Here is a 16,983-nt window from a genome sequence, read left to right as displayed (position 1 = left end):
GCCGTTCCGCCGCATCGGCCAGCGCCCCGAAATGCTCCAGCAATCCCCGCTGCGACGGGCGAGTGTAATAGGGGCAGGCGATCAGATACCCATCCACCGCCCCGTCGGCCACCAGCGCTGCCGTGCGCCGAATCGCCTTCACCCCCTTGCGCGTGTCGCTGCCCGACAGCCCCAGCAGCACCGGCACCCGCCGCCCGAGTTCGGCCAGTTCCGCCGCCACCACGGCCACCAGCCGTTCCGTCTCGCCCTCGTCCAGCGTCAGCGCCTCGCCCGTGGTGGCGGCCAGGATGAAGCCATCCACCGGCTGCCCGGCGTAATGCCGCACCAGCCGCCGCACCGAGGCCTCATCCAGTTCCCCATCCCGGAACGGCGTGACCAGCGGCAGCCAGACACCGGACAGGGCCGGCTGATCGGCAGAGGGGGACGTGTAGGGTTCCATCGTATCCATCTCCTTGGGTAAGCTTGGGAAAGACGCCGGAGACGGGGAGGGTGCAGGCAACAAAAAACCCCGTCGGAACCGGCGGGGTTTGGTCGATCACGTGTGCATGACGTTAACGCACACCCATCCCATCCCCCGGAGCGGGGGATTTTTTCAAGGACGGGAGGTGGTGGGTGCGAACGATCATGGAACTATGATGCGGGCAGAGATTCCCGAGTGTCAAGGCCGAGTTGGCGGGAAACGCCCCCCGTTGACGCCCCGCCCCAAACCCGCTATCCCCCTCCCTCATGGCCGTCTACACCGAAGTCTCCGACGAAGAGCTGTCCGCGTTTGTCGCCCAGTATCCGCTGGGTGGTCTGTTGTCGTGCAAGGGCATCGCCGAGGGGGTGGAGAATTCCAACTTCCTCTTGGTGACGGAAACCGGGCCGTACATCCTCACGCTTTATGAAAAGCGCACGAAGAAAGAGGATCTGCCCTTCTTCCTCGGGCTGATGGAGCATCTGGCGCGGCGGGGCATCTCCTGCCCGCTGCCGGTGCCCGGCTCCGACGGGGTGGCGCTGCGGGAGTTGGCGGGGCGGCCCGCCGCCATCGTCACCTTCCTGGCCGGCATGTGGCCGCGCCGCATCGGCCTCAGCCACTGCGCCCAGTTGGGCGAGGCGCTGGCCCGGCTGCATCGGGCCGTCGCCGATTTTACGCTCACCCGTCCCAACGCGCTCAGCCTCGACGGCTGGCGCGACCTGTTCGCCAAGTGCGAGGCCCGCGCGGACGAGGTGAGGCCCGGTCTGGCCGACGATCTGCGCGCCGAACTGGCGGAACTGGCCGCTCACTGGCCGTCGGGTCTGCCCACCGGCGTCATCCACGCCGACCTGTTCCCCGACAACGTGTTCTTCCGGGGTGAGGCTCTGTCGGGGCTGATCGACTTCTATTTCGCCTGCAACGACATCCTGGCCTACGACATCGCCATCTGCATGAACGCGTGGTGCTTCGAGCCGGACGGGCAGTTCAACGCCACCAAGGCGCGGCTGCTGCTGGCCGGGTATCAGAAGGTGCGGCCCCTGTCCAAGGACGAGCTGGCGGCCCTGCCGTGGCTGTGCCGGGGCAGTGCGGTGCGCTTCCTGCTGACGCGGCTTTACGACTGGCTGAACCACCCGCCGGGCGCCTTCGTCAAGCCGAAGGATCCGCTGGAATACGCCCGCAAGCTGCGCTTCCACCGCGGCGTGCGCAGCCTGGGGGAATACGGGCTGGACGACGGCGGCAGCTATGACATCTGACGAGTCGAAGAATCCCGCCCGCACGGTGGTCGATATCTTCACCGACGGTGCGTGCAGCGGCAACCCCGGCCCCGGCGGCTGGGGGGTGATCCTGCGTTACGGCACGGTGGAAAAGGAGATGTGCGGCGGCGAGCCGGACACCACCAACAACCGCATGGAACTGATGGCCGCCATCCAGGCGCTGGAGGCCCTCAAGCGCCCGGTCAAGGTGCGGCTCTACACCGACAGCGAGTATGTGAAGAACGGCATCACCAAGTGGATTCACGGGTGGAAGGCCAAGGGCTGGCAGACCGCCGGACGGCAGCCGGTCAAGAACGTGGATCTGTGGCAGCGGCTGGACGAGGCGCAGAGCCGGCACGACATCGAATTCCACTGGGTCCGCGGCCATGCCGGCCACCCGGAAAACGAGCGCGCCGACGAGCTGGCCCGCCAGGGCTTGGCTGCCGCGCGGAATGGGTGAAATCCGAATTCTGCAGGGCGTGGGCGCGAAATTTACCTCGCATCTTGGGGGGCGGGGCGGTAGATAAGTGATCCCGGTTCGCCCGCGATGGTTCGTGCCGCGACCGGCGAAGCACCGGAGCGTCCATGAGCGATTCAGAATTCCACCGTATCAAGCGTCTTCCGCCCTACGTCTTCGCCGAAGTCAACGCGATGAAGGCCCGAGCTCGTGCAGCGGGGGAGGACATCATCGACCTTGGCATGGGCAACCCGGACCAGGCCACCCCCCAGCACATCGTGGACAAGCTGATCGAGGCGGTCCAGGATCCCAAGACGCACCGCTATTCCAATTCCCGCGGCATCCCCGGCCTGCGCAAGGCTCATGCGGCCTATTACAAGCGCCGGTTCGGCGTGGACATCGACCCGGAAACCGAATGCGTCGTCACCATCGGGTCCAAGGAGGGCCTGGCGAACCTCGCCAACGCCATCACCAGCCCCGGCGACACTATTCTGGTGCCCAACCCCAGCTATCCCATCCATCCGTTCGGGTTCATCCTGGCCGGCGCGTCCATCCGTCACCTGCCCGTGGGCTACAACGACGGCCCGCCCGACATCCATGAATTCATGGAGGTGCTGGAGCGCGCCACCCGCCATTCGATCCCCAAGCCGCTGGCGCTGGTCCTGAACTACCCGTCGAACCCGACGGCGAAGGTGGTCGGGCTGGACTTCTACAAGCCGATCGTGGATTTCTGCCGCAAGCACGGCATCTACATCCTGTCCGATCTGGCCTATTCCGAAATCTATTTCGACATCGAGCCCCCGCCCTCCATCCTCCAGATCCCGGAGGCGCGCGAGGTGGCGGTGGAGTTCACCTCCATGTCGAAGACCTATTCCATGGCCGGCTGGCGCATCGGCTTCGCCAGCGGCAACAAGAAGCTGATCACGGCACTGGCCCGCATCAAGTCGTACCTGGACTACGGTGCCTTCACGCCGATCCAGGTGGCGGCGACCGCGGCGCTGAACGGCCCGCAGGATTGCGTCGATCAGGTGCGGCAGATGTACAAGCAGCGCCGCGACGTGATGATCGAGGGTCTGGCCGCCGCCGGCTGGACCGTGCCCAGCCCCGACGCCTCCATGTTCGCCTGGGCGCCGATCCCGCCGCAGTTCGCCCACCTCGGCTCGCTGGAGTTCTCCAAGCTGCTGCTGCAGGAGGCTCAGGTGGCGGTGGCGCCCGGCATCGGCTTCGGTGAGTACGGCGACGGGCATGTCCGTCTGGCGCTGGTGGAAAACGTCCACCGCATCCGTCAGGCGTGCCGCAACATCAAGGACTTCTTCCGCTCCAACGCCGCCGGTGCCGCGGCCAGCAAGGATCCCGCGGCGCGGGCCGAACTGCTGGACGCCGGGGCGGCTCCCAAAGAGAAAGCGAACGCATCGTGACGGCTGCGCTGAAAATCGCGGTCGCCGGCCTGGGCACGGTCGGCGCCGGCACCCTGAAGCTCCTGGCCGAACAGGCCGGCATCATCGAACAGCGCTGTGGCCGCCGCATCACCGTGACCGCGGTCAGCGCCCGTGATCCTGGCAAGGACCGCGGCGTCGATCTGACCGGCGTTCAGTGGTTCACCGACCCGGTGGCCATGGCGAACGAGGCGGATGCCGATGTGTTCGTGGAGCTGATCGGCGGGTCCGACGGCCCCGCCCGCGCAGCGGTGGAAGCCGCCATCGCCAAGGGCCGGCACGTGGTGACCGCGAACAAGGCGCTGCTGGCCAACCACGGCACGGGGCTAGCCCGCGCGGCGGAAGAACGCGGGCTGACGCTGGCGTTCGAGGCGGCGGTGGCCGGTGGCATCCCCATCATCAAGGGGCTGCGCGAGGGTCTGGCCGCCAACCGGGTGTCGGAAATCCACGGCATCCTGAACGGCACCTGCAACTATATCCTGACCGAGATGCGGACCACGGGCCGCGAATTCGCCGACGTGCTGGCGGAGGCGCAGGCGCTGGGCTATGCCGAGGCTGACCCCAGCTTCGACATCGACGGCATCGACGCGGCGCACAAGCTGGCGATCCTGACGTCGGTGGCGTTCGGCTGCCCGGTGGATTTCGCGTCGGTGCTGGTGGAGGGCATCCGCCACGTCTCCGCCCTCGACCTGAAATACGCCGAGGAGCTGGGCTTCCGTATAAAGCTGCTGGGCATCGCGCGGCGCACGGCGCTGGGCATCGAGCAGCGGGTGCACCCGTGCATGGTGCCACGGGAAGCGCCCATCGCCACGGTGGACGGCGTGTTCAACGCCGTGGTGGCGCAGACCGACTTTGCCGACCGGGTGTGGCTGGTCGGGCGCGGTGCCGGTGCCGGGCCGACGGCCTCGGCGGTCGTGGCCGACCTGATCGACGTGGCCCGCGGGCGCACCACCCCCACCTTCGGCATTCCCGCCAACCGGCTGGAGCCGGTGCAGACGTCGCCGGTCGAGGGGCGCCAGGGCGCCTATTACCTCCGCCTGATGGTGGTGGACCGCCCCGGTGTGATCGCCGACGTGGCGGCGCTGCTGCGCGACCACAACGTGTCGATGGAATCCTTCATCCAGCGCGGCCGTTCGCCGGGCGAGGCGGTGCCGGTGGTGCTCACCACCCACGAGACCACCGAAGCGGCGATGCAAAAGGCGCTTCAGGCCATTGCCGGGCTGCCGGCGGTGCTGGAGCCGCCGCGGATGATCCGCATCGAACAGTTTTAAAAACACCCGACTGTACGAAATCAAAACGAAAGAACCGGGGACACCACCATGTCTGCTTCTCAAGTGACCGCCCCTCACGTCGATCTGTCCGGCATGGGCCGCAATCTGGCCCTGGAAGCCGTGCGCGTGACCGAAGCCGCCGCCCTGTCGGCGTCGCTGCTGATGGGCCGCGGCGACGAGAAGGCCGCCGACCAGGCCGCCGTTGACGCCATGCGTCAGGCGCTGAACACCCTCTACATCGACGGCACCGTGGTGATCGGTGAGGGCGAGCGCGACGAGGCGCCGATGCTCTACATCGGTGAGAAGGTCGGCGCCGGCATCGGCCGCGGCCCGCGCGTCGATATCGCGCTGGACCCGCTGGAAGGCACCACCATCACCGCCAAGGGCGGCCCCAACGCGCTGGCCGTCATCGCCATGGCCGAAGAGGGCGGGTTCCTGAACGCCCCCGACGTCTACATGGACAAGATCGCGGTGGGTGCGGGCCTGCCCGACGGCATCGTCGATCTGGACGAGACCCCGGCGGCGAACCTGAAGGCGCTGGCCAAGGCCAAGAACGTGGACGTGTCGGACCTGCTGGTCTGCATCCTCGACCGTCCGCGCCACGCCGAGCTGATCGCACGGGTGCGTGAGGCGGGTGCCCGCATCATGCTGATTTCCGACGGCGACGTGTCGGGCGTGATCGCCACCAGCCAGCTCGGCACCGGCATCGACCTGTACGTCGGTTCCGGCGGCGCGCCGGAAGGCGTGCTGGCCGCCGCCGCGCTGCGCTGCATCGGCGGTCAGTTCCAGGGCCGTCTGCTGTTCCGCAACGACGACGAAAAGGCCCGCGCCGCCAAGTGGGGCGTGACCGACCTGAACAAGAAGTATTCGATGCTGGAACTGGCCAAGGGCGACGTGATGTTCGCGGCCACCGGCGTCACCGACGGCGCCATGCTGAAGGGCGTCCGCCGCTACGCCGGCGGGGCCAGCACCCATTCGGTCATCATGCGCTCGAAGTCGGGCACCGTCCGCTACATCGAAGCACACCACAACTTCACCCGCCTGCCGAAGATGAAGGACTGATCCTTCGGCGGATCTGGGTTCCGGTTGACGGAAGGGCCGCCCCTGATGAGGGGGCGGCCCTTTTTCGTCCGGTCAGTTGTTGACCTGATAGCACCAGCTTTCATTCCCCTTGGTGAGGGCGATGCAGGCGTTCTTTTCGTTCTCGTCGGAGATTTGATAGCACCAGGTGTCGCTGCGCTTGACCTGGGCGATGCAGCTGTTCTGCTTGTCGCGGCTGCCGATCTGATAGCACCAGGTATCGCTGCGCTTGGCCTGGGCGATGCAACTGTTCTGCTCGTCCCGGTCGCTGATCTGATAGCACCAGGTGTCGCTGCCCTTGACCTGGGCGATGCAGCTGTTCCGGGCGTCGCTGCCATTGACCTGATAGCACCAGCTCTCGTTCCGCTTGACCTGGGCGATGCAGCTGTTGCGGTTGTCCTGGCTGGTGTTGGCCTGACGGCGGGCCCAGGCTTCGCGTTCGGCGGCGATGGCGGCGGCCCGTTCGGCGGCGCGCTTGCGCTCCTTTTCCTCTTCCGCGGCTTTCCAGGCGGCGTGGGTTTCGTTGATGACGGAGCGGGTTTTCTTGAACTTCTCCGATTGGGTCAGGGAAATCTGGCCGGCATAGAGGGTCAGTTTCTTGGCCCGTTCGAAATCCCACGCCTTCGACGCCTTTTCGATGGCGGCGAGCAGGGCGTCGGGGCTGGCCCCGGATTGCAGCAATGCCCGCCCGGCCCCGACCATGTCCTTTTCGGCGGCGTCGAGCAGCATGTCGCCGGAGCCGCCGGCCGGGGCGCCGGCCAGCGCGGCGCCGCTTTCCGCCAGCATGCCGATGATCTCGGAATCGCCGCTCTTGACCGCGGCGGCCATGGGCGTGGTGCCGGAGACCGTGGCGTTGGGATCGCCCCCCCATTTCAGGGCGAAGGCAAGCTGGCCGGTCTCACGCTTCTGCGCCGCGTTCACCAGCATGCCGTTCATCCGCCGGCGGTGGTCGGGATCGTTGCGCAGGGCCTGGATGGCGGCGAAGGCGGGGGCGGTGGCGGCACGGGTGGCCCCGGCCTGCTCCAGGATCGCCACCACCTCCCGGTCGCCCGACATCTCGGCGACGGCCAGGGGAGACAGGAAGTTTTCGAACAGGAAATTGACGTTGGCGCCCTTTTGGATCAGGCCCCTGATCCTTTCCAGGTAATAGCGCCGCTTGCTTGTCTGCGGTTTGTTGATGCTCACCGTGTAGAAGAGAAGGTCGAGATCTTCGGTGCGGAGCTTCTCGCCGTTCCCAGCCCTGGTGAAGATGGATACCAGATCCGTTCGATTGAATTTCTCGGCGATGACGGCCGGTGTGCTGCCCTTCTTGCTTTGCAGAGTCAGATCGGCCCCGGCGGCGATCAACTGCCACGCCAGCAGTTGCGAGCGGAAGCCGCGCGGGGAGTCGTCGGCGCAGTTGGTGCGGTCGGCGATCGCGTGCAGTGCCGTGTAGTTGAAGGGACCACGGGAATTGGGATCGGCCTTTGCCGCCAGCAGTTCGGGGATGGCGATGAAGTTGCAGCCCCAGCCGGCATTGGCGATGGCGTTCGATCCGTCGCTGGCGGTCACCGTGACGTCGGCTCCAGCCTTGAGCAACTCCATGACCACCTCGGGGTGAGAGAACCGGGCGGCATAGGTCAGCGGTGTCATCCGCCGGGGCAGCTCCCAGTCATCGGTCAGGGAGGGCATGGCGAAGTTCAGATCCACCTTGCGGTCCTTCAGGACGCCGTGCAGGCAGATGTCGGCGACGGACCGGCGGGACAGGCAATCGACAACCTGTTGCTGCACCTTATCGTCGCCGGGTCCGGAAGCAGCCCTGCCACCGCCCTGACCCTGGGTCTGGCACCCGGCAGCCACCAACAGCGAGGCCGCCAGAGCAAGCAGCCGCCATCCCCGTGCCGCTGCCCTGCCAGCCGGCGGGCGGCAGAAGCCGGGGAAATGTGTGAGTGTAGACATTGGCAAGAGTCACTTTCTGATTATAATATTATGGTTTGATAGCCATAATTGACATGAATTCTATTGCCGTGCAATTGAAAGGTGTTGTTTGGTGTCCTTCATCCGCCTGCCGGACAATGTGTTCTTGGCAGACGGCGGTGCTTACAACTTTTGTGAGCCGGTAGGGAATGCGGCGCTGCGGCCAAGTCCGAGGCTTCATAGGGATGGTACTCCGGTGTATCCTGTCCACTCCTGCGGGTGGTTGGGTGCATGGTAGATGTCGATGTCGATGACGGTGCTGGAGCATAAACATTTCGATTGGTGGGCGACCCAACCGTGCAGCCGGCCGGGGCTACCGGAGTTGCTTCACCGGCTGCTGGCGCGGGAGCGGGTGGTCAACCGGCTGTGGCTGCCCACCGCCGACCCGACGCGCTACCGCAGCTACGACGGCATCGTGTCGGCAGGCGCCGGGTCGGTGCGGGTGCCGGCGGGGCTGTCGTATTGGGAAGCGGGGGTGACGGAAAACCCGCTCGCCAAGGCCAACAGCGACTATCAGGCCCGTTTGGCGAAGGACGGCGGGGCGAAGCAAAAGGACTCCACCTTCGTGTTCGTCACCCCGCGGCTGTGGCCGGGTGCCGAGGCGTGGGCGCAAGAGCGCCGGGCCGAGGGGGTGTGGAAGGACGTCTGGGTCATCGAGCAGAGCGCCCTTTACCAGTGGATTGAGGAGCATCCCCGCATCGCCCTGTGGTTCAAGGCCACGCAACTGGGGTGGGAGACCGCGCAACACGAGTGGATGGAGCCGAAACGGAACTGGCAACCCAGGGCGCTGCACAGGGACCGGCCCGTTCTGGGCTGGCTGGGGTGGAAGGCGCGGTTGACGCCGCTGATCGGGCGTGACCGGGAGTTCACCGACCTGAAGACGTGGGCGCTGGGTGAACCGGGGGCGGCGTTCCGGCTGTTGACCGGCGTCGGCGGGGCGGGAAAGACGCGGCTGGCGCTGGAACTGGCGGAGGAAGTGGCAACCCAGCATCCGGGATGGGCGGCGGGCGTGGTGCCGGCGGATCAGCCCCTGCCGCTGGATGTCGGCAGCCAGGGTTGCCTGCTCATCATCGACTACCCGGAAGAAAACCGCGATGCGGTGGAACAGCGGCTGCGGGAATTCGCGGAGTTCCCCGATGACGGCATCATCCGCCGGCTGCTGCTGCTGACCCGCAAGGATGCGGACTATTGGCAGCCGGTCATCAACCGGGCGGGGGCGGAAAGCTGCGAGGATCGGGCTTACGAACTGTCGGACAGGCTGAGGGCCGATGACGGATGGGCCTTGTTCACCGCGGCGATGGCGCGGACACGGGATCTGCTGGGTGTGGAGACCGTGCCGGCGGTGGCGCGGGACGAATTCGACGTATGGTTGAGCCGGGTGGAGGCCAACCACCGCCCCTTGCTGGTGGTGGCCGCGGCCATCGAGGCGGTGCAGACCCCCGACCGCCCCATCCTGTCCCTGTCGGCGGCGGAGATCATCGCGGCCCTGGCACAGCGGGAAATCACCCGGCTGAGCCGGCTGTCCACGGCCCACGGCTTTGCCGAAGACGGCCTGCCGCGTCTGGCGGCCCTGGCGGTGGTACGGGGCGGGCTGGACGCTGCCGTCCTCGAACGTTTGGCCGAACCGTCGGTCAAGCTGGGGCTGGAGAGGACGGGAACCGGCGATCTGATCGACCGGCTGGGCCGCACCGGCTGTCTGACCCACGGGCACCTCGACGCCCCGGTGCCGGACATCGTTGGGTCCGCCCTGCTGATGCTGGTGCTGGAAAAGCGGGCAGACCGGGCGCCGGATTGGCTGTGGGCGGTGCTGGCGGACAATCCCGCTGCCGGACTGGCCCGGCTGGAGCGCATCACCGACGACGTGAGCATGGTGCTGGGGTGGGGCAAACGGGGGCTGTCGGGCTGGTTGGCCGCCATGGTGGACGGCGCGCCGGAACGGGCCTTACCGCTGATAGCCCCCGTTTCGGATGCCCAGTTGCCCCAGGGTTTGGTGCCGATGGCGATTACCGTTTGGCGCACCCTGCTCTCCCAAGACGATATCCCCCTGGGAAAGCGCGCTGAATGGCAAAATAACCTTTCCGTTCATTTGTCTGATATGGGCGAGACGGCGGCGGCGCTGACGGCGATCCGCGAGGCTGTTGAGATCCGTCGTGCTTTGGCGCAGGAGCACCCCGCGCGTTACCGCCCGGATTTGGCGAGGTGCCTGAACAATTATTCCAATCGCCTGGATGGGGTGGGCGAGACGGCGGCGGCGCTGACGGCGATCCGCGAGGCGGTCGGGCTGTATCGTGCTTTGGCGCAGGAGCACCCCGCGCGTTACCGCCCGGATTTGGCGAGTAGCCTGAACAATTATTCCAATCTCCTGGATGGGGTGGGCGAGACGGCGGCGGCGCTGACGGCGATCCGCGAGGCTGTTGAGATCCGTCGTGCTTTGGCGCAGGAGCACCCCGCGCGTTACCGCCCGGATTTGGCGAGGTGCCTGAACAATTATTCCAATCTCCTGGATGGGGTGGGCGAGACGGCGGCGGCGCTGACGGCGATCCGCGAGGCGGTCGGGCTGTATCGTGCTTTGGCGCAGGAGCACCCCGCGCGTTACCGCCCGGATTTGGCGAGTAGCCTGAACAATTATTCCACTTGCCTGTATGGGGTGGGCGAGACGGCGGCGGCGCTGACGGCGATCCGCGAGGCGGTAGGGCTGTATCGTGCTTTGGCGCAGGAGCACCCCGCGCGTTATCGCCCTGATTTGGCGGGGAGTTTGGCTAATCTCTGTCTGCGGCTGGAGGGCAGCGATGATGTGGCGGGCGCGCTTGCCGCCATCGAAGAAGCCCTGGCCCTGATCGAATCGGCGGCCACGGCTTACCCCAATTCCCAAGCCGGCCAATGGCAAAAAAGGATGCAGCAAATCCGCGCCCACCTCCTCGGGAAACCCTCCCCCTAACCGGGGTGCAGGGGCCATCCGGCCCCTGCCAGGGAGTGCCGAGGGGCGGCAGCCCCTTGGCCCGTGCTCCAACACCCTCCCCAACCCGTCCCCCCTTGTGGCAAGATGCGCGCCTTCTTGAAAACGGGACACCGGGTATGACGGACGAACGGGGTGAGGCGCTGGAGGTTCGGCGCAAGCGGTTGCGGTTTCGGGCGTGGCATCGGGGCACGCGGGAGATGGACCTGTTGATCGGGTCGTTCGCGGACGAGGCTCTCGACGGGTTCGACCACGGGATGCTCGACCGGTTCGAGGCGCTGTTGGAATTGTCCGATCCCGACCTTTATAACTGGATGTCCGGCCGCGAGCCGGTGCCGGCGGACGTTGACACCGACGTCATGCGCAGGCTGGTGGAGTTCCGTTACACGCCGCGCCAGGGGTCTTGAAGCCTGTGTTCCACTTCGATCTCCAGCCCGGACGGGCGGCCCGCCTGCTGATCGGCGGGGCGCCCGAGGGGCACGATGCCCGCGTTCTGGCCGAGCTTGCCCGCCGGGCGGGGACGGCGGGGGTGCTGCATGTGGCGCTCGACGACAGCCACACGGCCCGGCTGGCGGAGGCGCTGGCCTTCTTCGCGCCCGACGTGGCGGTGTTGCAGTTCCCGGCGTGGGACTGCCTGCCCTATGACCGCGTGTCCCCCAATGGGGAGATCGTGGCCCGGCGCATCGACACGCTGACCCGCCTGCTGGAGACGAAGGAGCGCACCGGTCCGTTCGTGGTGCTGACCACGGTGAACGGCGCGTTGCAGAAGGTGCCGCCGCGCGGCGCCTTCCGCGGGGCGACGTTCCGGGCGGGTTTGCGCGACCGCATCGACCTGGACAAGCTGCAAACCACGCTGGTCCAGAGCGGCTACACCCGCGCCCAGACGGTGCGGGAACCGGGGGAGTTCGCCATCCGCGGCGGCATCGTCGATCTGTTCCCGCCGGGCACCGACGAACCCCTGCGCCTCGACCTGTTCGGCGACGAGTTGGAGGGGGTGCGCGCCTTTGACCCCATGAGCCAGCGCACCACCGAAAAGCGCGACGGGGTGGTGCTGAAGCCGGTGTCGGAGGTGTTTCTCGACGACGCCTCGGTCACGCGCTTCCGCTCCGGCTACCGCGAACTGTTCGGGGCGGTGACCGATGACGATCCGCTGTACGAGGCGGTGAGCGCCGGGCGCAAGCTGGGCGGCATGGAACATTGGCTGCCGCTGTTCCATGCCGGCATGGATTGCCTGCTCGATTACATGCCCAAGGCCATCGTCAGCCTGGACCATCAGGCGGACGAGGCGGTGACGGCCCGGCTGGCGCAGGTGGAGGAATTCTACGACGCCCGCCGCACCATGATGGCGGTGGACAAAAAGGCCGGATCGCCGGTCTACAAACCCATCCCGCCGGGGATGCTGTTCCTGGACAAAAGCCAGTGGGACGCGGCGCTGTCGGTGTGCGCGGTGGCGCAGTTGCAGCCCTTCGCCACCCCGCCGGGGCTGAAAGGCACCCTGGATGCCGGCGGGCGCCGCGGCCATGATTTCGCCGAGGAACGCGCCCGGCCCGAGGTCAACGTCTTCGACGCCGTGCGCATCCACATCGAAAAGCTGCGGGCCGACGGCAAGCGGGTGATGGTGGCGGGCTATTCCGCCGGATCGCGCGACCGGCTGGGCGGGGTGCTGGTGGACCACGGCATCACCGCGCTCGCCCCGGCGGAGACTCTCGCCGACGCCGAGCGGCTGGCCGCCGGCATGACCGCCATGGTGGTGCTGGGGGTCGAGCACGGCTTCGTCGGCCGCGACATGGCGGTGATCACCGAGCAGGATATCCTGGGCGACCGCATGGTCCGCCCGGCCAAGAAGAAGAAGCGCGCCGCCAACTTCATCGCCGAGCACACGGCGCTCAACGCCGGGGATCTGGTGGTTCACATGGACCACGGCATCGGGCGTTACGACGGGCTGGAAACGCTGGAAGTCTCGGGCGCCCCCCACGACTGCCTGCGCCTGATCTACGAAGGCGGCGACAAGCTCTATGTCCCCGTCGAGAACATCGAGGTTCTGTCCCGCTACGGCAGCGAGGACGCCGCGGCCCAGTTGGACAAGCTGGGCGGGGCCGGGTGGCAGGGCCGCAAGGCGCGGGTCAAGAAGCGCCTGAAGGACATGGCCGAAGCCCTGCTGAAGATCGCCGCCGAGCGCGAGCTGAAGCGCGCCGACGTGATGCTGCCGCCCGAAGGCATCTATCAGGAATTCGCCGCCCGCTTCCCCTATCCCGAAACCGACGACCAGTTGAAAGCCATCGAGGACATCTTCACCGACCTCGGGTCCGGCAAGCCCATGGACCGGCTGGTGTGCGGCGACGTCGGCTTTGGCAAGACCGAAGTGGCCCTGCGCGCCGCCTTCCTGGTCGCCATGTCGGGCAAGCAGGTGGCGGTGGTGGTGCCGACCACGCTGCTGGCACGCCAGCATTTCAAGACCTTCTCCACCCGCTTCAATGGCCTGCCCATCCGCGTGGTGCAACTGTCGCGCATGGTGACGGCCAAGGAACAGACGCTCGTCAAGAAGGAGCTGGCCGCCGGCACCGCCGACATCGTGGTCGGCACTCATGCCCTGCTGGGCAAGGGCATCGACTTCGACCGGCTGGGCATGGTCATCGTGGACGAGGAACAGCATTTCGGCGTCAAGCAGAAGGAGCGGCTGAAGTCTCTGCGCGCCGACGTCCATGTGCTGACGCTCACCGCCACGCCGATTCCGCGCACGCTGCAAATGGCGCTGGCCGGGGTGCGGGAATTGTCGCTGATCTCCACCCCGCCGGTGGATCGGCTGGCGGTGCGCACCTTCGTCCTGCCCTATGACCCGGTGGTGATCCGCGAGGCGATCCTGCGCGAGCATTACCGCGGCGGCCAGAGCTTCTATGTCTGCCCGCGGGTGGAAGACCTGCCCAAGCTGGCCGAGCGGCTCAAGGAACTGGTGCCGGAGGTCAAGGTTGTCACCGCCCACGGCCAGATGGCGGCGGGCGAGTTGGAAGAGGTGATGACCGCCTTCGACGAGGGCAAATACAACGTGCTCCTCGCCACCAACATCATCGAAAGCGGGCTGGACATCCCCACCGCCAACACGCTGATCGTCCACCGCGCCGACATGTTCGGCCTGGCCCAGCTTTACCAGATCCGCGGGCGCGTGGGCCGGGCCAAGCTGCGCGGCTATGCCTATCTGACCTATGCGCCGAACAAGGTGCTGTCCACCACGGCGCAGACGCGGCTGCACGTCATCGAGACGCTGGACAGCCTGGGCGCCGGCTTCCAACTTGCCAGCCACGACATGGACATCCGCGGCGCCGGCAACCTGCTGGGCGAAGAACAGTCGGGCCATGTGAAAGAGGTGGGCGTGGAACTCTACCAGCACATGCTGGAAGAGGCCGTCGCCAACGCCCGCGCCGGCTTCGGCGCCGAAGCCCCGGCGTCGGAAGACGCCTGGACGCCCCAGATCAACCTGGGCACCCCGGTGCTGATCCCCGAAACCTACGTCACCGACCTGACGGTGCGGCTGTCGCTCTACCGCCGCATCGCCGAACTGGTGGACCGGCAGGAGGTGGACGCGTTTGCCGCCGAGTTGATCGACCGTTTCGGCTCCCTGCCGGCGGAGGTGGAAAACCTGCTGGACGTGGTGACCATCAAGCAGATGTGCCGCACCGCCGGCATCGAGCGCGTGGACGCCGGGCCGAAGGGCGCGGTTCTGACCTTCCACAAGAATACGTTCGCCCGGCCCGACAAGCTGGTCGCCTACATCGCCAACCAGGGCGGGCTGATGAAGCTGCGCCCCGATCACAAGCTGGTCCACACCCGCGTGTGGGACGACACCGCCATCCGCGTCACCGGCGTCAAGCGGCTGATGCGCGACCTGTGTGATATGGCCGCGGGCGGAGCGGTGCCGAAGGGCGAGCCTTTGCCGCCGCCTCCGCCACCCCCGCCGCCGAAGCCCGTGTCCCGCAAGCCCTTCGTGCCCAAGCCGCCGGCCCCGGCGCCCATCGGGCGGTTCGGGAGGCCGACCAAGGGGAGGCGGTAGAAGAGCGGGGCTGCCGCCCCGGCCCCGCTTGGAGGTTGGCACCTCCAAACCTCCTCCTCTTTTCATCACGGGAAGGGGAGGGCGGATATATCCGAGTATTCGTTAAACAAAAAGACCGCCCATGACGGGCGGTTTTCTTGCTGCGGCGACGTTGCGATTGACAACGGGTGCCGTTTGATTCAGCCTTTTGGGGCGGCCGAGACGGGTGTTCGCACCACCCGGCCCGGCCTGACCATAAACCGACTGGCTGAAGGAATCGATCTATGGCTGATGTGGTGCATACCACAGGCGCGCATTCCTGCGTGCAAAATTCCCGTTCGCCCGATCCGGTGGCGCTGCTGCTGGAGGTAATGGAGCATCAACTGTCGGGCTGGCGGACTCTGCCGCCCGACGACGACGCCTTGCGGGACAAGGTGGCGGAACTGACCCGCGACCAGACGGGTGCCCTGCTGCGGCGTGTGGAGCCGACGACGATGACGGGTGCGATCCGCGCCCTGCGTCATGTGGTGGAAAAGCTGGCCCCCAACAACGGCCCCGGCCCCGACGACTACAGCATCCCGCTGGCCCGCAACGCCATCACCGCCCTGGAACGCATGATGGGCGCGTAATATCGGATAGAGGGTAGGAAAAGCACTGTTTCATCGTCATTCCAGCGAAGGCTGAAATCCAGACGTGAGCCGCGATCAGCGGCGATATGAATCGCCTAAGGTCCGCCCTTGGAAGCACCTTCTGGATTCCCGCTTTCGCGGGAATGACGATAGAAAATTATTTCCTATCAATATGTTAAGCGTGTGTGAAGTCCGCAGGGAAAGCTCCCCACTCAGCGGCGGAAATGAATGGCCTTGTCCATAAGCTGCCCGATGGTTTCCCCAACCGGGTCGCCGGACAACACCGTCGCCTGCTGGTAATAGCACACGCAAAACAGCCGCAACGCCGGCTCCAGCGCCATGGCCTCGGGCAGCAGGACGCGGCGGCGGTCGGTTTCACGGACCAGAGCATCGATGGTCATGCCTTCGTTCCCGGCGATGGCGCCCAGCGCCTCCCAATAGAAGTGTTCCAGCGTCACGACGGCCTCGGCACCGCCATGAAGAGGCATCCCCCGCGCAACCATGTCGGTGGGGAGGGGGATGAGCGAGGGCGGATTCGCGTTCATTCGGGGCGGCCTTCCGTGCCGGGACCGATAACGGGAAGCGTCAGCCGCGCCAGATCATCGCGTGCGGAATCCAGAAGCCGCAGCGTCAGCACCCCGAACGGCGAGCGCGGCGTGTGCGTCTCGGTGCGCAAACGGTTGCCGACCACCGTCAGCTTGCGCCCGACATCGACCAGACTGTCCGCGCGATGGCGGGCCAGCCCGGCGACGGTGCGGGCGATCATGTCGTTGCGCCGGGCGCGCTCATCGTCGCTCAGGCCGGACACGGGGCGGGACAGGGCGCGCAACCGCCGGTAAAGCGCGTGGACCGGGGTCGTTTCCGGGTCAGTGTCCGCGGGGTCTGGGCCGCTCTCGTTCATCGCCGTATCTCCCTGGGGTGAAGCCCCGCCCGTGAGCGCCGTTCGTCCCCCTTCCCCCGGTTGCCGGATCGGAGCCGCAGGCGGCGTGACCGGACCAAGGCCGTAGCATGGGCTTACTGCGCGTTGCAAGACGTACTATAATCAGATAATATCGAATAAATCGTATTATAGTCCGTTGTCAAGGGTGAGAGCACGGACTACGATCCGGTATGACTACGGAAACCCGTTTCGGGCTACGGCTCCGCCATCTCCGTCTTGAACGCGGCTACAGCCAGGAGAAGCTGGCTGAGCTTGCGGGTTTGTCCACCGACAGCATTTCGAACCTGGAGCGCGGCCAGAACGTCCCCGGCCTGGACACGGTGGAGGCGCTGCGCGCGGCCTTTGCGTTGCCGATCGGCGATTTCCTCGACTACCTCGGCCACAGCCCCGCCCCCGACCCCGCCCGCCAACGCCTGGAAGACTCGCTGCTGCGGGCGTCAAGGGCGTTGGACCTGCCGGTCCTTGAGGTCGCGGTGGCGCAGGTGGAGGCGCTGGGGCGGTTAGTAAATAAAAAATAGAGCTTA

The 16,983-nt window shown here is 66.8% G+C and carries 14 protein-coding genes; 10 read left to right on the top strand and 4 right to left on the bottom strand.

Annotation, left to right across the window (positions count from 1 at the left end):
* Nucleotides 1-439, bottom strand: a 439-nt coding sequence (locus M2352_RS20415; protein ID WP_264666341.1) for a dihydrodipicolinate synthase family protein, incomplete at its 3' end; no start/stop codon positions are given.
* A gap of 287 nt (nt 440-726) precedes the next feature.
* Here M2352_RS20415 and M2352_RS20410 point away from each other — a divergent pair.
* From M2352_RS20410 to glpX, 5 genes are all read left to right on the top strand, one after another.
* Nucleotides 727-1,710 (top strand): homoserine kinase, encoded by a 984-nt coding sequence (locus M2352_RS20410; RefSeq protein WP_264666340.1) that lies wholly within the window; start codon nt 727-729, stop codon nt 1,708-1,710.
* Nucleotides 1,700-2,170: a ribonuclease HI gene (gene rnhA / locus M2352_RS20405; protein WP_264666339.1), complete on the top strand. Its 471-nt coding sequence runs from the start codon at nt 1,700-1,702 to the stop codon at nt 2,168-2,170. The genes M2352_RS20410 and rnhA overlap by 11 nt, the downstream gene beginning before the upstream one ends.
* 125 nt (nt 2,171-2,295) lie before the next feature.
* The gene (locus M2352_RS20400) at nt 2,296-3,585 is read left to right on the top strand and encodes an LL-diaminopimelate aminotransferase (protein WP_264666338.1); all 1,290 of its coding nucleotides are present in this window, start codon (nt 2,296-2,298) and stop codon (nt 3,583-3,585) included.
* Nucleotides 3,582-4,874 carry a homoserine dehydrogenase gene (locus tag M2352_RS20395; RefSeq protein WP_264666337.1) on the top strand — a complete coding sequence of 431 codons (1,293 nt, stop codon included), beginning with the start codon at nt 3,582-3,584 and terminating at the stop codon, nt 4,872-4,874. Before M2352_RS20400 ends, M2352_RS20395 begins: the two co-directional genes overlap by 4 nt.
* A 93-nt stretch (nt 4,875-4,967) precedes the next feature.
* Entirely contained in the window at nt 4,968-5,936 is a 969-nt protein-coding gene (gene glpX, locus M2352_RS20390) for a class II fructose-bisphosphatase (RefSeq protein WP_264666373.1), read from the top strand.
* Between the two features lie 72 nt (nt 5,937-6,008).
* Here the strand turns inward: glpX and M2352_RS20385 are convergent, their stop codons facing one another.
* A complete protein-coding gene (locus M2352_RS20385) occupies nt 6,009-7,724 on the bottom strand; it encodes an ankyrin repeat domain-containing protein (protein WP_264666336.1) in 1,716 nt (571 codons plus the stop codon).
* A gap of 424 nt (nt 7,725-8,148) precedes the next feature.
* Between M2352_RS20385 and M2352_RS20380 the strand changes: the two genes are divergently transcribed.
* The 4 genes from M2352_RS20380 (at nt 8,149) to M2352_RS20365 (ending at nt 15,519) form a co-directional block, all read left to right on the top strand.
* Nucleotides 8,149-10,848: a tetratricopeptide repeat protein gene (locus M2352_RS20380; protein ID WP_264666335.1), complete on the top strand. Its 2,700-nt coding sequence runs from the start codon at nt 8,149-8,151 to the stop codon at nt 10,846-10,848.
* Nucleotides 10,849-10,985: 137 nt separating this feature from the next.
* Nucleotides 10,986-11,273, top strand: a complete 288-nt coding sequence (locus tag M2352_RS20375) for an FAD assembly factor SdhE (protein ID WP_264666334.1) — start codon at nt 10,986-10,988, stop codon at nt 11,271-11,273.
* A gap of 5 nt (nt 11,274-11,278) precedes the next feature.
* On the top strand, nt 11,279-14,911 hold the full coding sequence (gene mfd, locus M2352_RS20370) for a transcription-repair coupling factor (protein WP_264666333.1): 3,633 nt from the start codon (nt 11,279-11,281) through the stop codon (nt 14,909-14,911).
* A 263-nt stretch (nt 14,912-15,174) separates the two neighbouring features.
* On the top strand, nt 15,175-15,519 hold the full coding sequence (locus M2352_RS20365; protein WP_264666332.1) for a hypothetical protein: 345 nt from the start codon (nt 15,175-15,177) through the stop codon (nt 15,517-15,519).
* A gap of 212 nt (nt 15,520-15,731) precedes the next feature.
* Here M2352_RS20365 and M2352_RS20360 read toward each other — a convergent pair whose 3' ends face one another.
* Together M2352_RS20360 and M2352_RS20355 are read right to left on the bottom strand one after the other, a co-directional pair.
* Nucleotides 15,732-16,064, bottom strand: coding sequence for a ribbon-helix-helix domain-containing protein (locus M2352_RS20360; protein ID WP_264666331.1), 333 nt, complete (start codon nt 16,062-16,064; stop codon nt 15,732-15,734).
* A complete protein-coding gene (locus M2352_RS20355) occupies nt 16,061-16,420 on the bottom strand; it encodes a hypothetical protein (RefSeq protein ID WP_264666330.1) in 360 nt (119 codons plus the stop codon). Before M2352_RS20355 ends, M2352_RS20360 begins: the two co-directional genes overlap by 4 nt.
* A 209-nt stretch (nt 16,421-16,629) precedes the next feature.
* Here M2352_RS20355 and M2352_RS20350 point away from each other — a divergent pair, with 209 nt between their 5' ends.
* Nucleotides 16,630-16,977, top strand: coding sequence for a helix-turn-helix domain-containing protein (locus tag M2352_RS20350; protein WP_264666329.1), 348 nt, complete (start codon nt 16,630-16,632; stop codon nt 16,975-16,977).
* The last annotated feature ends 6 nt before the right edge of the window (nt 16,978-16,983 follow it).

This window comes from Azospirillum fermentarium (assembly GCF_025961205.1).
Lineage (GTDB): Bacteria > Pseudomonadota > Alphaproteobacteria > Azospirillales > Azospirillaceae > Azospirillum > Azospirillum fermentarium.
Note: the sequence above shows the minus strand (reverse complement) of the source record. Positions and strands in the feature narration are given on the sequence as shown.